This is a genomic window from Nocardia noduli (genome assembly GCF_019038455.1).
Classification (GTDB): domain Bacteria; phylum Actinomycetota; class Actinomycetes; order Mycobacteriales; family Mycobacteriaceae; genus Nocardia; species Nocardia noduli.
In genome coordinates this window covers 17,789-33,050 of record NZ_JAFMPL010000059.1, presented here as the reverse complement: position 1 = coordinate 33,050, position 15,262 = coordinate 17,789, and the positions used below count along the sequence as shown (strand labels likewise).

Annotated in this window: 11 protein-coding genes; 6 read left to right on the top strand and 5 right to left on the bottom strand. The window is 68.4% G+C overall.

The annotated features are described in order from the left end of the window. The first annotated feature begins 818 nt into the window (after window positions 1-818). Window positions 819-1,661, top strand: coding sequence for an AraC family transcriptional regulator (locus JZ792_RS25970; RefSeq protein ID WP_216914334.1), 843 nt, complete (start codon window positions 819-821; stop codon window positions 1,659-1,661). 4 nt (window positions 1,662-1,665) lie between these two features. Next, on the top strand, window positions 1,666-2,088 hold the full coding sequence (locus JZ792_RS25965; protein WP_216914332.1) for a VOC family protein: 423 nt from the start codon (window positions 1,666-1,668) through the stop codon (window positions 2,086-2,088). A 132-nt stretch (window positions 2,089-2,220) separates the two neighbouring features. On the opposite strand, the gene JZ792_RS25960 is transcribed toward JZ792_RS25965, so the two are convergent. The 3 genes from JZ792_RS25960 to JZ792_RS25950 are packed head-to-tail and all read right to left on the bottom strand — an operon-like array spanning window position 2,221 to window position 5,425. Then, window positions 2,221-3,231 carry a carbohydrate ABC transporter permease gene (locus JZ792_RS25960; RefSeq protein WP_216914330.1) on the bottom strand — a complete coding sequence of 337 codons (1,011 nt, stop codon included), beginning with the start codon at window positions 3,229-3,231 and terminating at the stop codon, window positions 2,221-2,223. Next, the gene (locus JZ792_RS25955; protein ID WP_216914328.1) at window positions 3,231-4,157 is read right to left on the bottom strand and encodes a carbohydrate ABC transporter permease; all 927 of its coding nucleotides are present in this window, start codon (window positions 4,155-4,157) and stop codon (window positions 3,231-3,233) included. Before JZ792_RS25955 ends, JZ792_RS25960 begins: the two co-directional genes overlap by 1 nt. Then, entirely contained in the window at window positions 4,154-5,425 is a 1,272-nt protein-coding gene (locus tag JZ792_RS25950; protein ID WP_216914326.1) for an ABC transporter substrate-binding protein, read from the bottom strand. Before JZ792_RS25950 ends, JZ792_RS25955 begins: the two co-directional genes overlap by 4 nt. Before the next feature lie 261 nt (window positions 5,426-5,686). On the opposite strand from JZ792_RS25950, the gene JZ792_RS25945 reads away from it, so the two are divergent. The 4 genes from JZ792_RS25945 to JZ792_RS25930 all read left to right on the top strand — a co-directional run bounded on the left by JZ792_RS25945 (window position 5,687) and on the right by JZ792_RS25930 (window position 10,589). Then, entirely contained in the window at window positions 5,687-7,951 is a 2,265-nt protein-coding gene (locus tag JZ792_RS25945) for a carbon starvation CstA family protein (protein WP_216914324.1), read from the top strand. Further along, entirely contained in the window at window positions 7,948-8,244 is a 297-nt protein-coding gene (locus JZ792_RS43540; RefSeq protein ID WP_216914322.1) for a YbdD/YjiX family protein, read from the top strand. The genes JZ792_RS25945 and JZ792_RS43540 overlap by 4 nt, the downstream gene beginning before the upstream one ends. A 217-nt stretch (window positions 8,245-8,461) precedes the next feature. Next, window positions 8,462-10,036 (top strand): DNA-3-methyladenine glycosylase 2 family protein, encoded by a 1,575-nt coding sequence (locus JZ792_RS25935; protein WP_216914320.1) that lies wholly within the window; start codon window positions 8,462-8,464, stop codon window positions 10,034-10,036. Window positions 10,037-10,082: 46 nt separating this feature from the next. Beyond that, window positions 10,083-10,589, top strand: a complete 507-nt coding sequence (locus JZ792_RS25930) for a methylated-DNA--[protein]-cysteine S-methyltransferase (protein ID WP_216914318.1) — start codon at window positions 10,083-10,085, stop codon at window positions 10,587-10,589. Window positions 10,590-10,765: 176 nt separating this feature from the next. Here JZ792_RS25930 and JZ792_RS25925 read toward each other — a convergent pair whose 3' ends face one another. Beyond that, the gene (locus tag JZ792_RS25925) at window positions 10,766-13,915 is read right to left on the bottom strand and encodes an AAA family ATPase (RefSeq protein ID WP_216914316.1); all 3,150 of its coding nucleotides are present in this window, start codon (window positions 13,913-13,915) and stop codon (window positions 10,766-10,768) included. After that, window positions 13,912-15,090 carry an exonuclease SbcCD subunit D gene (locus tag JZ792_RS25920; RefSeq protein WP_216914314.1) on the bottom strand — a complete coding sequence of 393 codons (1,179 nt, stop codon included), beginning with the start codon at window positions 15,088-15,090 and terminating at the stop codon, window positions 13,912-13,914. The genes JZ792_RS25925 and JZ792_RS25920 overlap by 4 nt, the downstream gene beginning before the upstream one ends. Between the last annotated feature and the right edge of the window lie 172 nt (window positions 15,091-15,262).

The following is a 15,262-nucleotide window of genomic DNA, read 5'->3' as shown; positions in this document are numbered from 1 at the left end:
TCTGCGGCGAAAACGTCCGCGCAGGCCGGGCCGGCCCCGGACACCGTCGGCCTGGAGAGTGGACGCCCTCCAAGCGCTGCCCGAGATGGGCATCGAAGCGCCGACCAACTGCGCCACTTCCGGACGCTGCCACGCGAGTGCGCTGCGCCCCGGTCACCAACGCAAGGCACGCCCCGGTCGCTAACCGAGCGCCCACCGAGGTGGCCGGCAGCTTGGCAACGAGGGTGCCCGCGCGCAGTGCATGACGCCCGAAGCACCACGGGCCTCGCGCTCCATGATCGAAGTGCCGCAACCTCGCGTGGCACGCGGGCGCTGCGGCGTGGCCACGAGGTCGTGGTCGATGCGCAGATGCACGTGCAGATTCTCGAGCGGCGCCGCTATCTGCTCTCACGGCTGCCGCGTGATCCGAACCGTGTCGTGCCAGCGCAGGACCTGTTCGCCGCGCGCAGCGCCCGGTTGCCATGCGAGGTCGCGGCACTTCGGTCACGGAGAGCAAGGCGCGTGGTGCCCCTGTCGCCATGCAATGCACGCGGGCACCTCGTCGCCAAGTCTGCCGGATCCCTCGGTTGCCCCGCGAGATGCGCTGCGCCCCGGTCACCGACGCAAGGCGCGCGCCCTCCGGTCGCTGAGCGACGCGCCCGCTCAGCCGCAATGCGAAGCGCGCGAAACCTCCGTCGCCGAGCGAAGCACGCGAAACTTCGTTGTGCCGACCCGGGCAATGCCTGAAACCGGGCGGGAACCTTCGCACTCGGCCCGCAACGCCCTCGTTCGTCGCCACTCACGCCATCCACAGCCCCACCCCGGCGTACCGTGACCATATGGAGCCGACCACGGAGGTGGTGACGGCACGACCCGCGCCCGCGCTGGCCGGGTTCATCGACCACTACCTCGGCTACCGGATGACCGGTTATCCGCCCGGATTGCACCGGGGTCTGCCGTCGCGGCATCTGACGTTCATCGTGTCCATCGGGCCGAGTATCGATGTGGTCGCGCAGACGGATCCGAGGCAGCGGCCGGAGGATTACCGCTGTGTGCTCAGCGGGTTGCAGGCCAGTTCGGCGGCGATCGCGCATTCGGGGGATCAGGAGGGGGTGACGATCGCGTTGACGCCGATGGGGTGTCGGACCTTGTTCGGGACGCCCGCGAGTGCGCTGTGGAATACCTCGCTGGAATGCGCGGATGTGGCGGGGCCCGCAGGTGACGAGTTGTGGGAGCGGTTGCAGGGGCCCGCGCCGTGGTCGCGGCGGTTCGCGATCTGCGATGACGTGCTGGGGCGGTTGGCGCATCCCGATCGTCTCGTGACGCCCGAATTGGCTTGGGCCTGGCGGACTCTCGTCGACAGTGGCGGTGGTGTGGCGATCGGGCCGCTGGCCGACCGGATCGGGTGGAGCAGGCAGCATCTGGCGCGGCGGTTCGGCGCCGAATTCGGGGTGAGCCCGAAGCTGGCCGGGCGGATCACCCGGTTCGAACGAGCCCGGCGGATGATCGAGCGCGTTCCGGCGCACATCACGATCGCCCAGGTCGCGGCCACCTGCGGGTATTACGACCAGGCGCACCTGAATCGCGATTTCGCCGAGTTGGCCGGGTGTAGTCCGACGACCTGGCTGGCGCAGGAGGTTACATCCGTCCAAGACGGGTCCGGCGTCGAGAGCGCAGGCTGAGAACATGACGAATCCAGCAGAATCCACTACCCGTATCGCCGCGGCCGTGTGGCCGTGCCTCGCCTTCCGTGACGCCCGCGCGTCGGCGGATTTCCTTGTCGACGCGTTCGGTTTCGAACTGACGGCGATCTACGCCCGCGAGGGTGATCCCTCCGTCGTCGAACACGGTGAGTTGCGCTGGCCGCTGGGTGGCGGGGTGATGTTCGGCTCGGTCGGCAAGGACGACACCCCGTTCGGGCAGCGTGAACCGGGTAACGACCTGGTCTATGTCGTCTGCGACAACCCGGACGAACTCTTCGCCCGCGCCACGGCGGCGGGGGCGGAGGTGGTGCGCGACATGCGCGACGAGGATTACGGCTCACGGGGTTTCGCGGTGCGCGATCCCGAGGGCAATATCTGGAGTTTCGGTACCTACAGCGGCGAGTAGAGCGTGCCGCGACGCCGTCGACCGTGCGCGCGCTCGATTGAGTTTCTTCGACCTCGGATCAGGTGGTTCGTGGGGACGATCGCGATGGCACGCACTCGCCGCACGCCTGACGACCGGGGCGTATCGAACCGTTCAACGCCCGCCCATTCCCGACATGGCGATGCCGTGCACGAACGCGCGTTGCGCCACGGCGTAGAGCGCGAGCAGTGGTAACAGGATGACGACCGCCGCCGCCATCAACAGCGGCCACTGGGTGTGGTACTGGCCTTGCAGTCGAACCAGACCCAGTGTGGCGGTGGCGTATTCGTTGCGCTGGATCATGATCAGCGGCCACAGGAAATCGTTCCACACCGAAATCCAGGTGAGTACGGCCAGCACCATGAGGGCGGGGCGGGTGTGCGGCAGCAGCACCCGCCAGTAGATCTGCCAGGTGGTGCAACCGTCCAGGATCGCGGCTTCCTCCAATTCCGTTGGCAGGGTGCGGAAGAACTGACGCATGAGGTAGGTGCCGAAGGCGCTGCCGAACAGGCCGGGCACGATCATCGCCCACGGGGTATCGACCCAGCCCAGGGTGCGCATGATCAGGAACTGCGGGATCACCGTGACGGTCAGCGGCACCATCAGGGTGGCGAGGTAGGCGAGGAAGAGCACTTCTCGGCCGCGAAAACGTAAGCGGGCGAAGGCGTATCCGGCCAGGGAGCAGAAGAAGACCTGTCCGGCGGTCACGCACAGCGCGTAGACGGTGGTGTTGAACAACATCCGTCCCATGGGGAGTGTGTCGAAGACACGGCCGTAGTTGGCCCACTGCGGATGCTCGGGCAGGATCGACGGCTCGGTGATTTCGCCGTCGCTCTTCAGTGAACCGGAGACCGCCCAGAGGATGGGGATCAGTGCGCACCAGGCGATGAGGATCAGGATCACGTAGATCGCGGAGCCGTGGAGGAACCGCCGCGCGGTATGGGAGCGTCGGGGCCGGGACTCGCGCGTGGCGCGGGAACCACGAACGGGTGACGGCACCGACTCGCGTTCCGCACCGGAGCCCGACCTCACCAATCTGCGCGCCACCCGTCCCAGCACACCGGGGGTACCGGCCGTCGCCCCGCCGTTGACCGCCTCGGCCTCGTCGATCTGCCGCACGCGCATCAGAACTCCACCTCGCCGCGTCGGGCGAATCGCAGTTGCACCAGGGTCAGGACCAACAGGATCGCGAAGATGACCCAGGCCAGGGCCGAGGCGTAGCCGATCTCGTAGAAGCCGAAGGCGTGCTGGAACAGCATGATTCCGAGCAGATACGTTCCGGTCTCGGGCCCGCCGTTCGCGCCGGTCAGCGCATAGGCCTGGTCGAAAGCCTGGACCGAGTCGATGACGGTGATGACGAAGACGAACGACAGCGGCCCGCGGATCAGCGGCACCGTGATCGACCGGAAGCGCCGAAACGCACCCGCGCCGTCGATCTTCGCCGCCTCGTACAGCACCGTCGGCACGCCCTGGAGTGCGGCGAGCAGGATGACGGTCGCGAACGGCACGCTCTTCCAGACCGTCACGACGCTCAGTGAGATCAGGGCCCAGTTCGGGTCGGTCAGCCACGGCACCGGGTCGATCCCGACGCGGGCGAGCGCGAGGTTGAGCAGCCCGTCTTCGGTGGTGAAGATGAACCGCCACACCACGGCCATGGCGACGGTCGACGCGACCAGGGGCAGGAAGGCGGCGGTGCGAAAGACCGCGATACCGGCGAGTTTTCGATGCAGCGCGGACGCCACCGTCATTCCGATGACGACCGTCGGCACCAGGGTGAGCACGGTGAACAACGCGGTATTGCGTAAGGCGATGGGGAACAACGGATCCGAGCCGAACAGCCTGCGATAGTTCGCCGTCCCGACGAATCGGGGCGGACTGAACAGATCCCAGGCGTGGAAGCTGAGATAGAGCGAGAAGCCGAGCGGGAACAGCAGGAATATCGCGACGGCGGTCAGATTCGGCGCCACGAACAGCCAACCCGCTCGTTCACGGCGACGCGCGAGGGTCGGGCGACGTTTCTTCGCGCGATGCCTGCCGGACCCGGATGTCATGACGCGCCGAGTACCGCGTCGATATCCCCGGGGTCGAGCGTGTCGGCGCGGGCGGCGCCGCGCAGCACCCGATTCCCGCCGCGTTCCAGCAGCGCGGACACCTTGCCCCACGCCGGGGTGACCGCCAGCGGGCGCGAACTGCCCGGACCGTCGGTGAGTACGGCGAGATTGCGGATATCGCGGTGGGCGTCGGCGAATCCCGGTGCCGCCATCGCCGATTTCAGAACGGGTACGAACAGCCCGGATCGCGCGATGAGTTCCTGCCCGACCGGTCCCGTCGCGAATTTCACGAATTCCCACGCCTGTTCGACACGCGGACTGTCCGCGGCGATCGCCAGGCCGGTGCATCCGACATCGGTGATCGCGCCCGGGCCGCCGTGCGGTCCGACCGGAAGCACGGTGAGGTCGATATCGAGATCGTCCTGCCCGGCGAATTCGGAGTACAGCCAGTGTCCGCCCATCGCCATCCCGGCGCGGCCCCGGCGGAACAGGTCCGGCGCGGAGACCGACTGCTGTTCGCCGACGCGCGGGGCGACCCGGTGCCGGAGCGCGAGGTCGGCATAGAACTGGAATCCTTCGGCGAAGCGCGGGTCGTCGAGATTGGCGCGGACCGGGTCCACGGCGGGGGTGAACCAGTCGGACCCGTTGTTCATGCCGAAGCAGGCGGCCGAGAAATACGGCACCCAGGCGTCGACGAAACCCCAGCGCGACACATGCCCCGAGCTGTCCCGGCGGGTGACGGCACGCGCGGCGTCGAGGAATTCGTCGAAGGTCCACGCGTCGCGCCACCGGGTCGGCGGCGAGATTCCGGCGCACAGTTCGCGGTTGTAGTAGAGGAAGACACCCGACCACTGTTCGGGCAGCGCGTACTGGCCGCCCGCGTAGGCGAAGGTGTCGTACAGCGCGGGGAAACTGTCGCGGCGCAGCGTCTCCGCATAGCCGGGATCGCGGTCGAGCAGGGTGCGCAGGTCGAGCAGCACACCACGTTTCGCCAAACCCGAATAGAGCAGTTCCCACGCCATCATGACGTCGGGACATTTGCCGCCCGCGCAATAGGTGAGCATCTGCTGGAGCGGGTCGGGGCCGGACACGATGGTCCGAATCCTGATCTCCGGGTGCAGTTTCCGGAATTCCTCGATGATCCGGCGGCGCACCCGCGCTTCCTCGGGGCGGGCCTGGAAGAAGAAGGTGAGCGCGTCGTCGTCACCGCCGCAGCCGCTCAGCAGCGGTAAGGCGAGTGCGGAGCCGAGCAGTGTCCGCCTACGCAACCGCGCGGCGGGAACGACCGGCCGGTGCGACGGCCGGGGTTGCGAAACCGCGCGGGTCGGATGCAGTACGGCACTCCTGCGGGGCGAGGGCGGCGTAGTACGGACGGCAACGCAGCTTACTGACGGCAACAATCACGAAGCGCCCGACACACGGGACAAATTTCGTCGATGAGCCCGTGATAGCGGAATTCCGCCTGACCGCCGACGCCGATCGGATACGTTGGCACGTGTTTCAGCGGAGTTCTACAGGGGAGTAGGCCGATGGCGACACTCGAATATCTGCGGACCGATCCGGAGCTGCCACCCGTCGGCGTGGTCGATCGGTCCCCGGTCACACCGGCCAAGAAGGCGGTTTTCGCCGGAATCGCGGTACTCGGCGCGGTCGCCTGGACCATCCTGGCGCTCGCGCGCGGCGAGAACGTCAACGCGGTCTGGATCGTGGTCGCGGCGGTCTGCACCTACGTCATCGCCTACCGGTTCTATGCGCGCTACATCGAATGGAAGATCACCACACCGCGCGACGATCTGGCCACACCCGCCGAAATCCTGGAGAACGGCAAGGATTACATGCCGATGGACCGGCGGGTCCTCTACGGCCACCACTTCGCCGCCATCGCGGGCGCGGGACCGCTGGTCGGACCGGTGCTCGCCGCCCAGATGGGATATCTGCCCGGCACCATCTGGATCGTCGTCGGCGTGGTCTTCGCCGGTGCGGTGCAGGACTACCTGGTGCTGTGGGCCTCCACCAAACGACGTGGTCGCAGCCTCGGGCAGATGGCGCGCGACGAACTGGGCGCGATCGGCGGCGTCGCGGCCATCGTCGCGATCCTCGTCATCATGATGATCCTGCTGGCGGTGCTCGCGCTCGTGGTCGTCAACGCGCTCGGGGAGAGCCCGTGGGGTGTGTATTCGATCGGCATGACCATCCCGATCGCCCTGTTCATGGGTGTCTACCTGCGGTTCCTGCGGCCAGGTCGGGTCGGTGAGGTGTCCGCGATCGGTATCGCGCTGCTGCTGTTCGCGATCGTCTCGGGCGGCTGGGTCTCCGAGACCGGCTGGGGCGAGGACTGGTTCACCCTCTCCAAGACGACGATCGCGTGGCTGCTGATCGCCTACGGTTTCTTCGCCTCGGTGCTGCCGGTGTGGCTGCTACTCGCGCCGCGCGACTACCTGTCGACCTTCATGAAGATCGGCACCATCGGTCTGCTCGCCGTCGGCATCCTGATCACCATGCCGGTGCTACAAGCGCCCGCCGTCTCGCAGTTCGCGAGTTCGGGGACCGGACCGGCCTTCGCGGGCAGCCTGTTCCCGTTCCTGTTCATCACCATCGCGTGCGGCGCGCTGTCCGGATTCCATTCGCTGGTCGCGTCGGGAACGACACCGAAACTGCTGGAGAAGGAATCCCACGGCCGCATGATCGGCTACGGCGGCATGTTGATGGAATCGTTCGTCGCGGTGATGGCCATCATCACCGCCTCGATCATCGACCAGCACCTGTACTTCGGCATGAACGCACCGGGCGCGCTCACCGGCAACACCCCGGAAACCGCCGCCGCGTATACGAATTCGCTCGGACTGTCCGGACCGCCAGCCACCGCGGCCGATTTCGCCCAGGCCGCCGCCGACGTGGGCGAGAAGACGATCATCTCGCGCACCGGCGGTGCGCCGACGCTGGCGATCGGTATCTCGCAGGTCTTCTCCGAATTCCTCGGCGGCTCGGCGATGAAATCGTTCTGGTACCACTTCGCGATCATGTTCGAGGCGCTGTTCATTCTCACCACGATCGACGCGGGCACCCGCGTCGCGCGCTTCATCGTCTCCGACGCGCTCGGCAATTTCGGTGGCCCGATGCGCAAATTCAAGGATCCGTCGTGGCGGATCGGCGCGTGGCTGTGCTCGCTGGTGGTCGTCGCGGCGTGGGGTTCGGTCCTGCTGATGGGCGTCAACGATCCTTTCGGCGGGATCAACGCGCTCTACCCGCTGTTCGGCATCGCCAACCAGTTGCTCGCCGCGGTGGCGCTGACGGTGGTGCTGACCATCATCATCAAGAAGGGCCTGGTGAAATACGCCTGGATACCGGGTATTCCGCTGATCTGGGATCTCACGGTGACGATGACGGCGTCGTGGCAGAAGATCTTCTCCGCCGATCCGAAACTCGGGTACTGGAAACAACACAGCCTGTGCCAGGCGGCCAAGGACGCGGGCAAGGGCTGTCTGACGGCCAAACCGGACCAGGTCGAGACCGCCCTGCGCAATACGTTCATCCAGGGCACCCTGTCGATCGTCTTCGCGGTGCTGGTGTTGATCGTCGCGATCGTCGGCGCCATCGTCTGCGTGCGGGCGTGGCGGGCGGGCGGTTCGGAGACGACCGAATCGCCGGAGGAACCGTCGCGGATCTTCGCGCCGAGCGGGTTCGTCGCCACCGCCGCGGAGCGGGAGGTGCAGAAGCAGTGGGACGAGTTGATCGCGGCGGGGACGGTGCGGGCGCCGGGAGCGGCGCACGCGGTGGATCGTTCGTCCGTATGACGCGCACAGCCGGGTCGGGGGTCGGCCGGTCCGGTGGATCGGCCGACCGGCGGCGCGCGCGTGCCCTCCGGTTGGTCGGCCCGTCCGACGGTTCGGGCGCACTCGGCCGCGTGCGCGGCGGCGTGAAGGCAGTTCTCTGGTGGGTCGACTCGGTACTCGGCGGACAGGACTACCGCAGGTATGTCGAACATCTGCGGCGTAATCACCCCGGTCGTGAGATCCCGACCGAGCGCGACTACTGGCGGGACCGGTACGCGGAAGCGGACCGGAATCCACAGAACCGCTGCTGCTGACATCGCCTGTCGCCGTGGCGGGCAAACGCCGATAACTCCCTATCGGTAATACCTTCCGGTTGTTGCTGTTTCGTGTTGCGGCCGACGGCGTTCGGGCCGATCCACGGCGTCCGACGCGGGTTTACGCCGCCCTGATTTCCCGGGTCCGGGGCAACTTCGAGCATCCGTGGCGGATTTCCGCTAGCACGGTCTCGCGCGAGCTGACATTGTTGATTGGGTGACGATCACGGCGTTGGATTTCGAGCGGTGCTATCGGGCGGTGTCGACGCGGGACTCGCGGTTCGACGGACAGTTCTTCACGGCGGTGCGAACCACCGGGATCTATTGCCGCCCTTCGTGCCCGGCCATCACACCCAAACGAACCAATGTCAGCTTCTTGCCGACCGCCGCGGCGGCGCAGCACGCCGGATACCGGGCCTGCCGACGCTGTCTACCCGATGCCGCACCCGGTTCCCCGTTATGGAACACACGGGCCGATCTCGCGGCCAGGGCCATGCGACTCATCGGTGACGGCGTGATCGAACGCGGCGGCGTGCCCGCGCTGGCCGCGACCCTCGGGTATTCACAGCGTCAACTGACGCGCGTACTCACCACCGAACTGGGCGCGGGGCCGCTGGCCCTGGCCCGCGCGCACCGCGCCCACACCGCCCGGCTGCTGATCCAGACCACCGCGATGCCGATGTCGGATATCGCGTTCGCGGCCGGATTCGCCAGCATCCGGCAGTTCAACGACACCGTGCGCGAGGTCTTCGCCGTCAGTCCGACCACCATGCGCACCGAGGCCCAGCGCGCGCGCAAGGACACGCCCATCGCCCCCGCCGTCAACGGGGTATTGACCTTGCGACTGCCCTACCGGGAACCGCTTGACCGCGCCTGGCTCGAATGGTTCCTGTCCTCGCACGTCGCGCAGGGCGTGGAGCAGTGGGAGGACCACGCCTACACCCGCAATCTGCGCACACCGCACGGCCACGCGACGGCCCGGCTCAGCTTCCAGCGGGATCACGTGCGCGCCGAACTCGCCCTGCACGATATGCGCGATCTGGCCCCGACCGTGGCGCGGCTGCGGCACCTGCTCGATCTCGACGCCGATCCGGTCGGCATCGATGAGGTTCTCGGCGTGCTGTCGCGCCGCAACGCCGCCCAACCCTTGGACGGCGAGCAGTTGCCCGACGCGGGCACCACACCCGCGACCGGTGAGCCGCCGCAGCCGACCGGAACCCAGCGTCCGCTGTTCAGTCCCGGGATCCGGGTGCCCGGTTGCCTGGACGGTCCGGAACTGCTGCTGCGCACCATGATCGGCCAGCAGATCTCCGTGTCGGCGGCGTCGACACATACCGCACGCCTGGTCGACGCGCTGGGCGAGGAAGTCGAAGGGCCGCTGCCCCGGTTGTTCCCGACGCCCGCGATCATCGCCGAACGCGGCGCCGAAGTCCTCACCGGTCCCGCGCGGCGGGTCCACTCGATCGTCGCGGCCGCGGGCGCGATCGCCTCGGGCGAACTGCGACTGCATCAGGGCCGCACCGCCGCCGACCTGCGCCGCGACCTGCTCGCCCTGGACGGCATCGGCCCGTGGACCGCCGACTACGTGGCCATGCGACTGCTCGCCGACCCCGATATCCTGCTCGGCACCGACCTCGTGGTTCGTGAGGGGGCCGCACTGCTCGGCGTCGACCTCACCGACACCGAACGGTGGGCGCCGTGGCGGTCGTATCTGTCGATGCACATGTGGAAGGCCGCGTTGGCGGGACGGGCGCCGCGCAAGAACGGGCACAAACGGGCCGGGGCGTCGTGAGTCGACCGATCGACCGGCAACCTCGAACAACGAAAGGGCATACGTCATGAGCACCGCGGACTACGCCACGGTCGACACACCCATCGGTCCGTTCACCGCCCTCGCGGATCGGGACGGGGCGGTATTGGCCGCGGGGTGGACCGCCGACGCCGAGAACCTGCGTCTGCTGATCCATACCCGGCTGCGCCCCGACGACCTGCGTGAACGCGATTCGCTCGGTGCGATCACGACCGCCGTCTCCGACTACCACCGGGGTGAACTCGACGCGATCGACGCGATCCCGGTCCGCCAGCACTCGGGTGAGTTCCTGCTACACGCGTGGGAGGTGCTGCGCAAGATCCCCGCGGGCGATCCGGTCACCTACACCGAATTCGCCGCCGTCGCGGGCAGGCCCGCCGCCACCCGCGCCGCCGCCAACGCCTGTGCCCGCAACGCGGCGGCCCTGTTCGTGCCGTGTCATCGCGTGCTGCGCATCGGCGGCGCGCTCGGCGGGTTCCGCTGGGGTCTGCCCGCGAAACGGTGGCTGCTCGACCACGAAGGGCGCACGCGGTAGGCGGGTCCGCTGGGTCTGCCCGCGAAACGGTGGCTATTCGACCTACGAGCTATTCGACCTACGCGGTCGCGCGGCGTGGGCACCGCGGCGCGGCGCGGCCGTCGACTCCTGGCGCACCCCTGACCAGCGTGTGAACGCTCGATGATGAAGTCGCGCGGCGCGGAGCCGCGATCGTGCTACGAAACGGTCGTCTCGAGGCGCGATCCGCTCCGGCCGCGGATGACGTGGAGGCGGCTGGGAATGCGCTGGCGCATTTCGTCCACGTGGCTGACCAGGCCGACCACTCTGCCGCCCGCGCGCAATTCGTCGAGCACGCCCATGACGGCGTCGAGGGTGTCGGCGTCGAGGCCGCCGAAACCCTCATCGATGAAGAGGGTGTCGAGTACCTGGCCGCCGGATTCGGCGGCGACGGTATCGGCGAGTCCGAGGGCGAGCGACAGCGAGGCCATGAAGGTTTCGCCGCCGGAGAGCGTTTTGGCCGGGCGGATCGCGCCGGTGTAGTCGTCGCGGATGTCGAGGCCGAGTCCGCCGCGTCGACCGTTCGGTCCCTCCCGGTCCGAGTGCACGAATTCGTAACGCCCGCCCGACATTCGACGCAACCGCACCGAGCCCGAGAGTGCCACCTCCTCCAGCCTGGCTGCGAGGACATAGGACCGAAGCGACATGCGGCGGTTGTTCTCCCCGCGTCCCGCCACGACATCGGCGACACCGGCGAGTTCGTCGTGGGCCCGTTGCAGCGGCGCGACCCGATCCAGCGCGACCCACAGTTGTCCGCCCAGATCCTCGAGCAGATTCACCCGGCGGGTGGCCTCGGCATGGGCGGCGACCGCCGCGTTCAGGTGGGTTTGGGCTTCCGCGACCTGGCGTTGCAGTTCGGCCGGATCGCGGGGTTCGGTGAGCGCGGCCGCCTGCACCTCGGGTTCGGCGAGGACGGCCTCGGCGCTGCCTTTCCTGTGCTCCGCGTCGAGCAGTTCGGCGTCTATCTCCTCGTGCCGTCGCGGGGGTCGCGATGCGGTGGCGACGACCTTCGCGTAGGCGGCCAGTACGGCGACATCGTCACCGACGGCATCGGCGCGTACCTGCGGGTCGATGGCGAATCCCGCCGCACGAGCGAGACTTTCGACGCGTTCGGCCATGACGACCACCTGTTCACCTGCCTTGGCGACGGCTGCCACGGCCTCGCGCAGTGCCGTGGCGGTGCCGATCAGGGCGTCGATACGGCGACGGCGATCATCGATGGTCCGGTCCGCACCGGCGGCAGCGCGCAGCCGTTCGGTGAGTTCGGTGTGACGGGCGGCCGCACCGGCGATCCGCGTGGACACGGTGCTGCGCCGGGTATCGGCGGCGCGCAATTCGTCCAGGAGGCCGGTCTCGTCGGCGCGCAGCCGTGCCAGCTCGGCGTCGAATCCGTCGACCAGTTCGGCCATATCCTCGGCGTCGCGGTAGCGGTCGGTGCAGGCGCGCAGCGCGGCGGCGAGTTCGACCCGATCGGCGTCACCGCCCGCGGCCTTGAATTTCTCGATCTCCCTTTCCAGCTCCGTGATCTGTGTCTGCACTCGATTGCGTGCTTCCTCGGCGACCCGTTCGGCGGCGACGGCCTCGTCCTCGGACGCCTTGGATACCGCGTGCGCGGTCGGGCGCGCCGGGTCCGGATGGTCCTCGGAACCGCAGACCGCGCACGGCTGCCCGTCGACGAGCTGACCCGCCAATTCCGCGGCCATACCGGCGAGACGACGTTCACGCAGGTCGAGCACCCGCTCCTTGGCGTCGTTGTGATCGGACCTGGCGGATTCGAATTCGATCCGGGCGTGGTCGAGTGCTGTTCGGCGGGTGGCCAATTCGACCGCGGCCGACACCGCCGTCTGCAATCGTTCGAGTTCGGTACGCACCGAGGGCAGGGTGGCCGCGGCGGTGGCGGCCTCGCGCGAACGCGCTTCCGCGGCGGCGATCGCCGCGGGCAGTTCCTCGCGACGTCGGTTCACCGTGGTGATGCGGGCCGCGAGCGCGGTCTCCTCGCCGCGCAGTTCGGTCAACTCCCTGCTCAGGCCAGTCGCGATGTCGACGTCGCCGCGCACCTCGTCCAGCGCTCCGGTCTGTGCGCTCCAGCGCCGGATCGCCGCATCGATATCGGCGTCGGGACGCACAGTCGTGCCCCGCCCGGAATGTGTTCCCGACTGCCGATCACCGGCCCGCGAGATCTCACGATCGTCCGCATCGCTCGCCGTGTCGGCGGGCGGCGTCGCGAGCAGTTCGGCCCGACCCAGATCGGCGGCCGCGGGATCCATCAGCGCGGTCACCAGCGCGTCTTCGGCCTCGCGCCGCCGTTTCTCGTGCTTTCGGGCGGTCACGACCACGGCTCTCGCCTCATCGATCGCTTCGGTGACCGGCTGGGCGCGACGGGCGGACTCCCATTCGGCGCGCAATGCCGCGCGATGGTCCGCCCCGGCGAGGTAACCGTCCAGGGTGGCGCGGGCGGCTCCCCTCCGGCGGCGTAGTTCGTCGAGGCGGCGCTGTTCCTCCGCCTCGGACCGAATCCGCGCCGAATCCCGCTGACACCGTTCGGATTCCGCGGTGGCGGTCGTCAGATCGGCTCTGGCGGCGGCCAGCAGATCCTGTGACCAGGTGACTGCCTCGTGAGGTTCGACGACCTCGGTGACATTGCGCCCCGCCGCCATCGCCACATTGTCGATGAGACGCCGGATGGAATCGGTCCGCCGTCTCATCTCGGCCTCGGAGGCGCGGCGCTTCTCGGCGAGCCACTGTTCGGCGGTGCCGAAACGTTCTGTGTCGAAAAGTTTTTCGAGCAGTTTCTCGCGATCCTCGTTGTGTGCCCGCAGGAATCGCGCGAAATCCCCCTGTGGCAGCAGGACGACCTGGAAGAACTGGTCGGCGCTCATGCCGAGCAGGCGGATGACCTCGTTGCCGATATCGGTGAGCCTGGACAGGTTGACGCCGGGACCGTCGAGCCATTCCAGTGTCGCGGTGGGGTTCTCCTTCACCAAGCCGCCCTTGGCGCGTTTACTCGGCCGCACGAATTCCGGTGACCGCGTCAGCCGCAGCCGCCTGCCGCCGATCACGGCCTCCAGCACCACCCGTGGCGGTGTCTGCTCGTCGGCGTGATCGGAATGCAGGCGTTTGCTCTCCCCCCGCGCCCCCGGCACGCTGCCGTAGAGGGCGAAGGCGATCGCGTCCAGCACGGTGGTCTTTCCCGCGCCGGTCTGCCCGTGCAGCAGGAAGAGTCCGTCGGATCCCAGCGTGTCGAAGTCGATGACGGTCGGCTCGGCGAACGGTCCGAACGCGGTCATCTCCAACCGGTGCAGCCTCACGCGGTGAGTTCCCCGGCGAGTGGCAGCGCGGCGGGCTGCCGGTCGGGTTCGGCGACCGCCGCGGCGAGTGCCTTTTCCAGCCAGGCCATCTCGCCCGCGCTCGGTGCGCCGCGCACATCGGTGAGGAAGCTCTGCGCCACCTCGGTATCACGCCTGCCGCGCACGCGCTCGCGGTAGCGCAGTTCCGGATTGCCCTCCGGGCGCGCCCATTCGACGTGCACCACGTGCGGAAACCGTTCGCGCAGCTTACGCAGCGGATCGACGGGACGGGCGGTGTCGGTGAGGGTCGCCGAGACGTAATGTTCTTGCGCCTCGGCATGTGCCGGGTCGTCCAACAGTTCGTCGAGTGTGCCGGTGAGCCTGCTCAGACCACGCACCGAGGGAAGGTCGCGACGCCGGACCTCCCGCAACCCCGACTCGTCCAGATCGATGATCCACACCGCCTTGCGATGTGAGTTCTCCGCGAAGGAGTACGGCAACGGCGAACCCGAATAGCGCACCGATTCCGAGAGGGTCTGCGGCGAATGCAGGTGGCCGAGGGCGACGTAGTCGATCCCGGTGAACGCCGAGAGCGGAACCGTCTCGACGCCGCCGACCGAGATGGACCGCTCCGACCCGGTCGCCGCGCCGCCGACGACGAAGGCGTGCGCGAGAATCACCGAACGGATATCGCCGCGTCGCGCGAGGTCGGCGCGGATCCTGTCCATCGCCGCGTCCAGGATGTCGGCGTGCGAACGTGCCTGCGGCACACCGAGTTCGGCGCGGGTGATCTCGGGTTCGAGGTACGGGATGCCGTACATCGCGATGTCGCCGTGCTCGTCGGCGAGCAGCACCGGCCGATCGGCCTGGGCGACGGTGGTGCGCAGGTGCAGGCCACCCGCGGCGGCGAAACTGGCGCCGGCGCCGAGACGTGTCGGCGAATCGTGATTGCCCGAGGTGGCCACGATCGTGGCGCCCGCGGCGCGGATCGCCTCGAATCCCCGGTTGCACACCGCGATCGCGTCCGCGCTCGGAATCGATCGGTCGTAGATGTCGCCGGGGATCAGCACGACGTCGACGGACTCCTCGGCGACCAGTTCCGCGACCGCGCCCAACGCGCGCTCCTGGTCGGATAACAGATCGACGCCGTGGAAGGTACGCCCGATGTGCCAGTCCGAGGTGTGCAGCATCCGCATGGGGCGAAACCGTAGGCGTACCCACCGACAGAATTCAATCGCCCCGACCCGGGTGTCGGATTTGCCGCGTTCGGATCGGCGTGTTCGGCGGTGTTTCCTCTACCGCCCCGGCGTGGATTCCACCGTGGCGCCGAGGATTTGCGGACGCGTCGCCGATCGGTAGCCGGTCGGC

Excerpts from the sequence above, each read along its gene's own strand:
- JZ792_RS25960 (WP_216914330.1), bottom strand. The coding sequence starts at position 3,231 with ATGCGCGTGCGGCAGATCGACGAGGCCGAGGCGGTCAACGGCGGGGCG.
- JZ792_RS25930 (WP_216914318.1), top strand. The coding sequence starts at position 10,083 with ATGAGCACCGCGGACTACGCCACGGTCGACACACCCATCGGTCCGTTC.
- JZ792_RS25920 (WP_216914314.1), bottom strand. The coding sequence starts at position 15,090 with ATGCGGATGCTGCACACCTCGGACTGGCACATCGGGCGTACCTTCCAC.
- JZ792_RS25965 (WP_216914332.1), top strand. The coding sequence starts at position 1,666 with ATGACGAATCCAGCAGAATCCACTACCCGTATCGCCGCGGCCGTGTGG.
- JZ792_RS43540 (WP_216914322.1), top strand. The coding sequence starts at position 7,948 with ATGACGCGCACAGCCGGGTCGGGGGTCGGCCGGTCCGGTGGATCGGCC.
- JZ792_RS25945 (WP_216914324.1), top strand. The coding sequence starts at position 5,687 with ATGGCGACACTCGAATATCTGCGGACCGATCCGGAGCTGCCACCCGTC.
- JZ792_RS25955 (WP_216914328.1), bottom strand. The coding sequence starts at position 4,157 with ATGACATCCGGGTCCGGCAGGCATCGCGCGAAGAAACGTCGCCCGACC.
- JZ792_RS25970 (WP_216914334.1), top strand. The coding sequence starts at position 819 with ATGGAGCCGACCACGGAGGTGGTGACGGCACGACCCGCGCCCGCGCTG.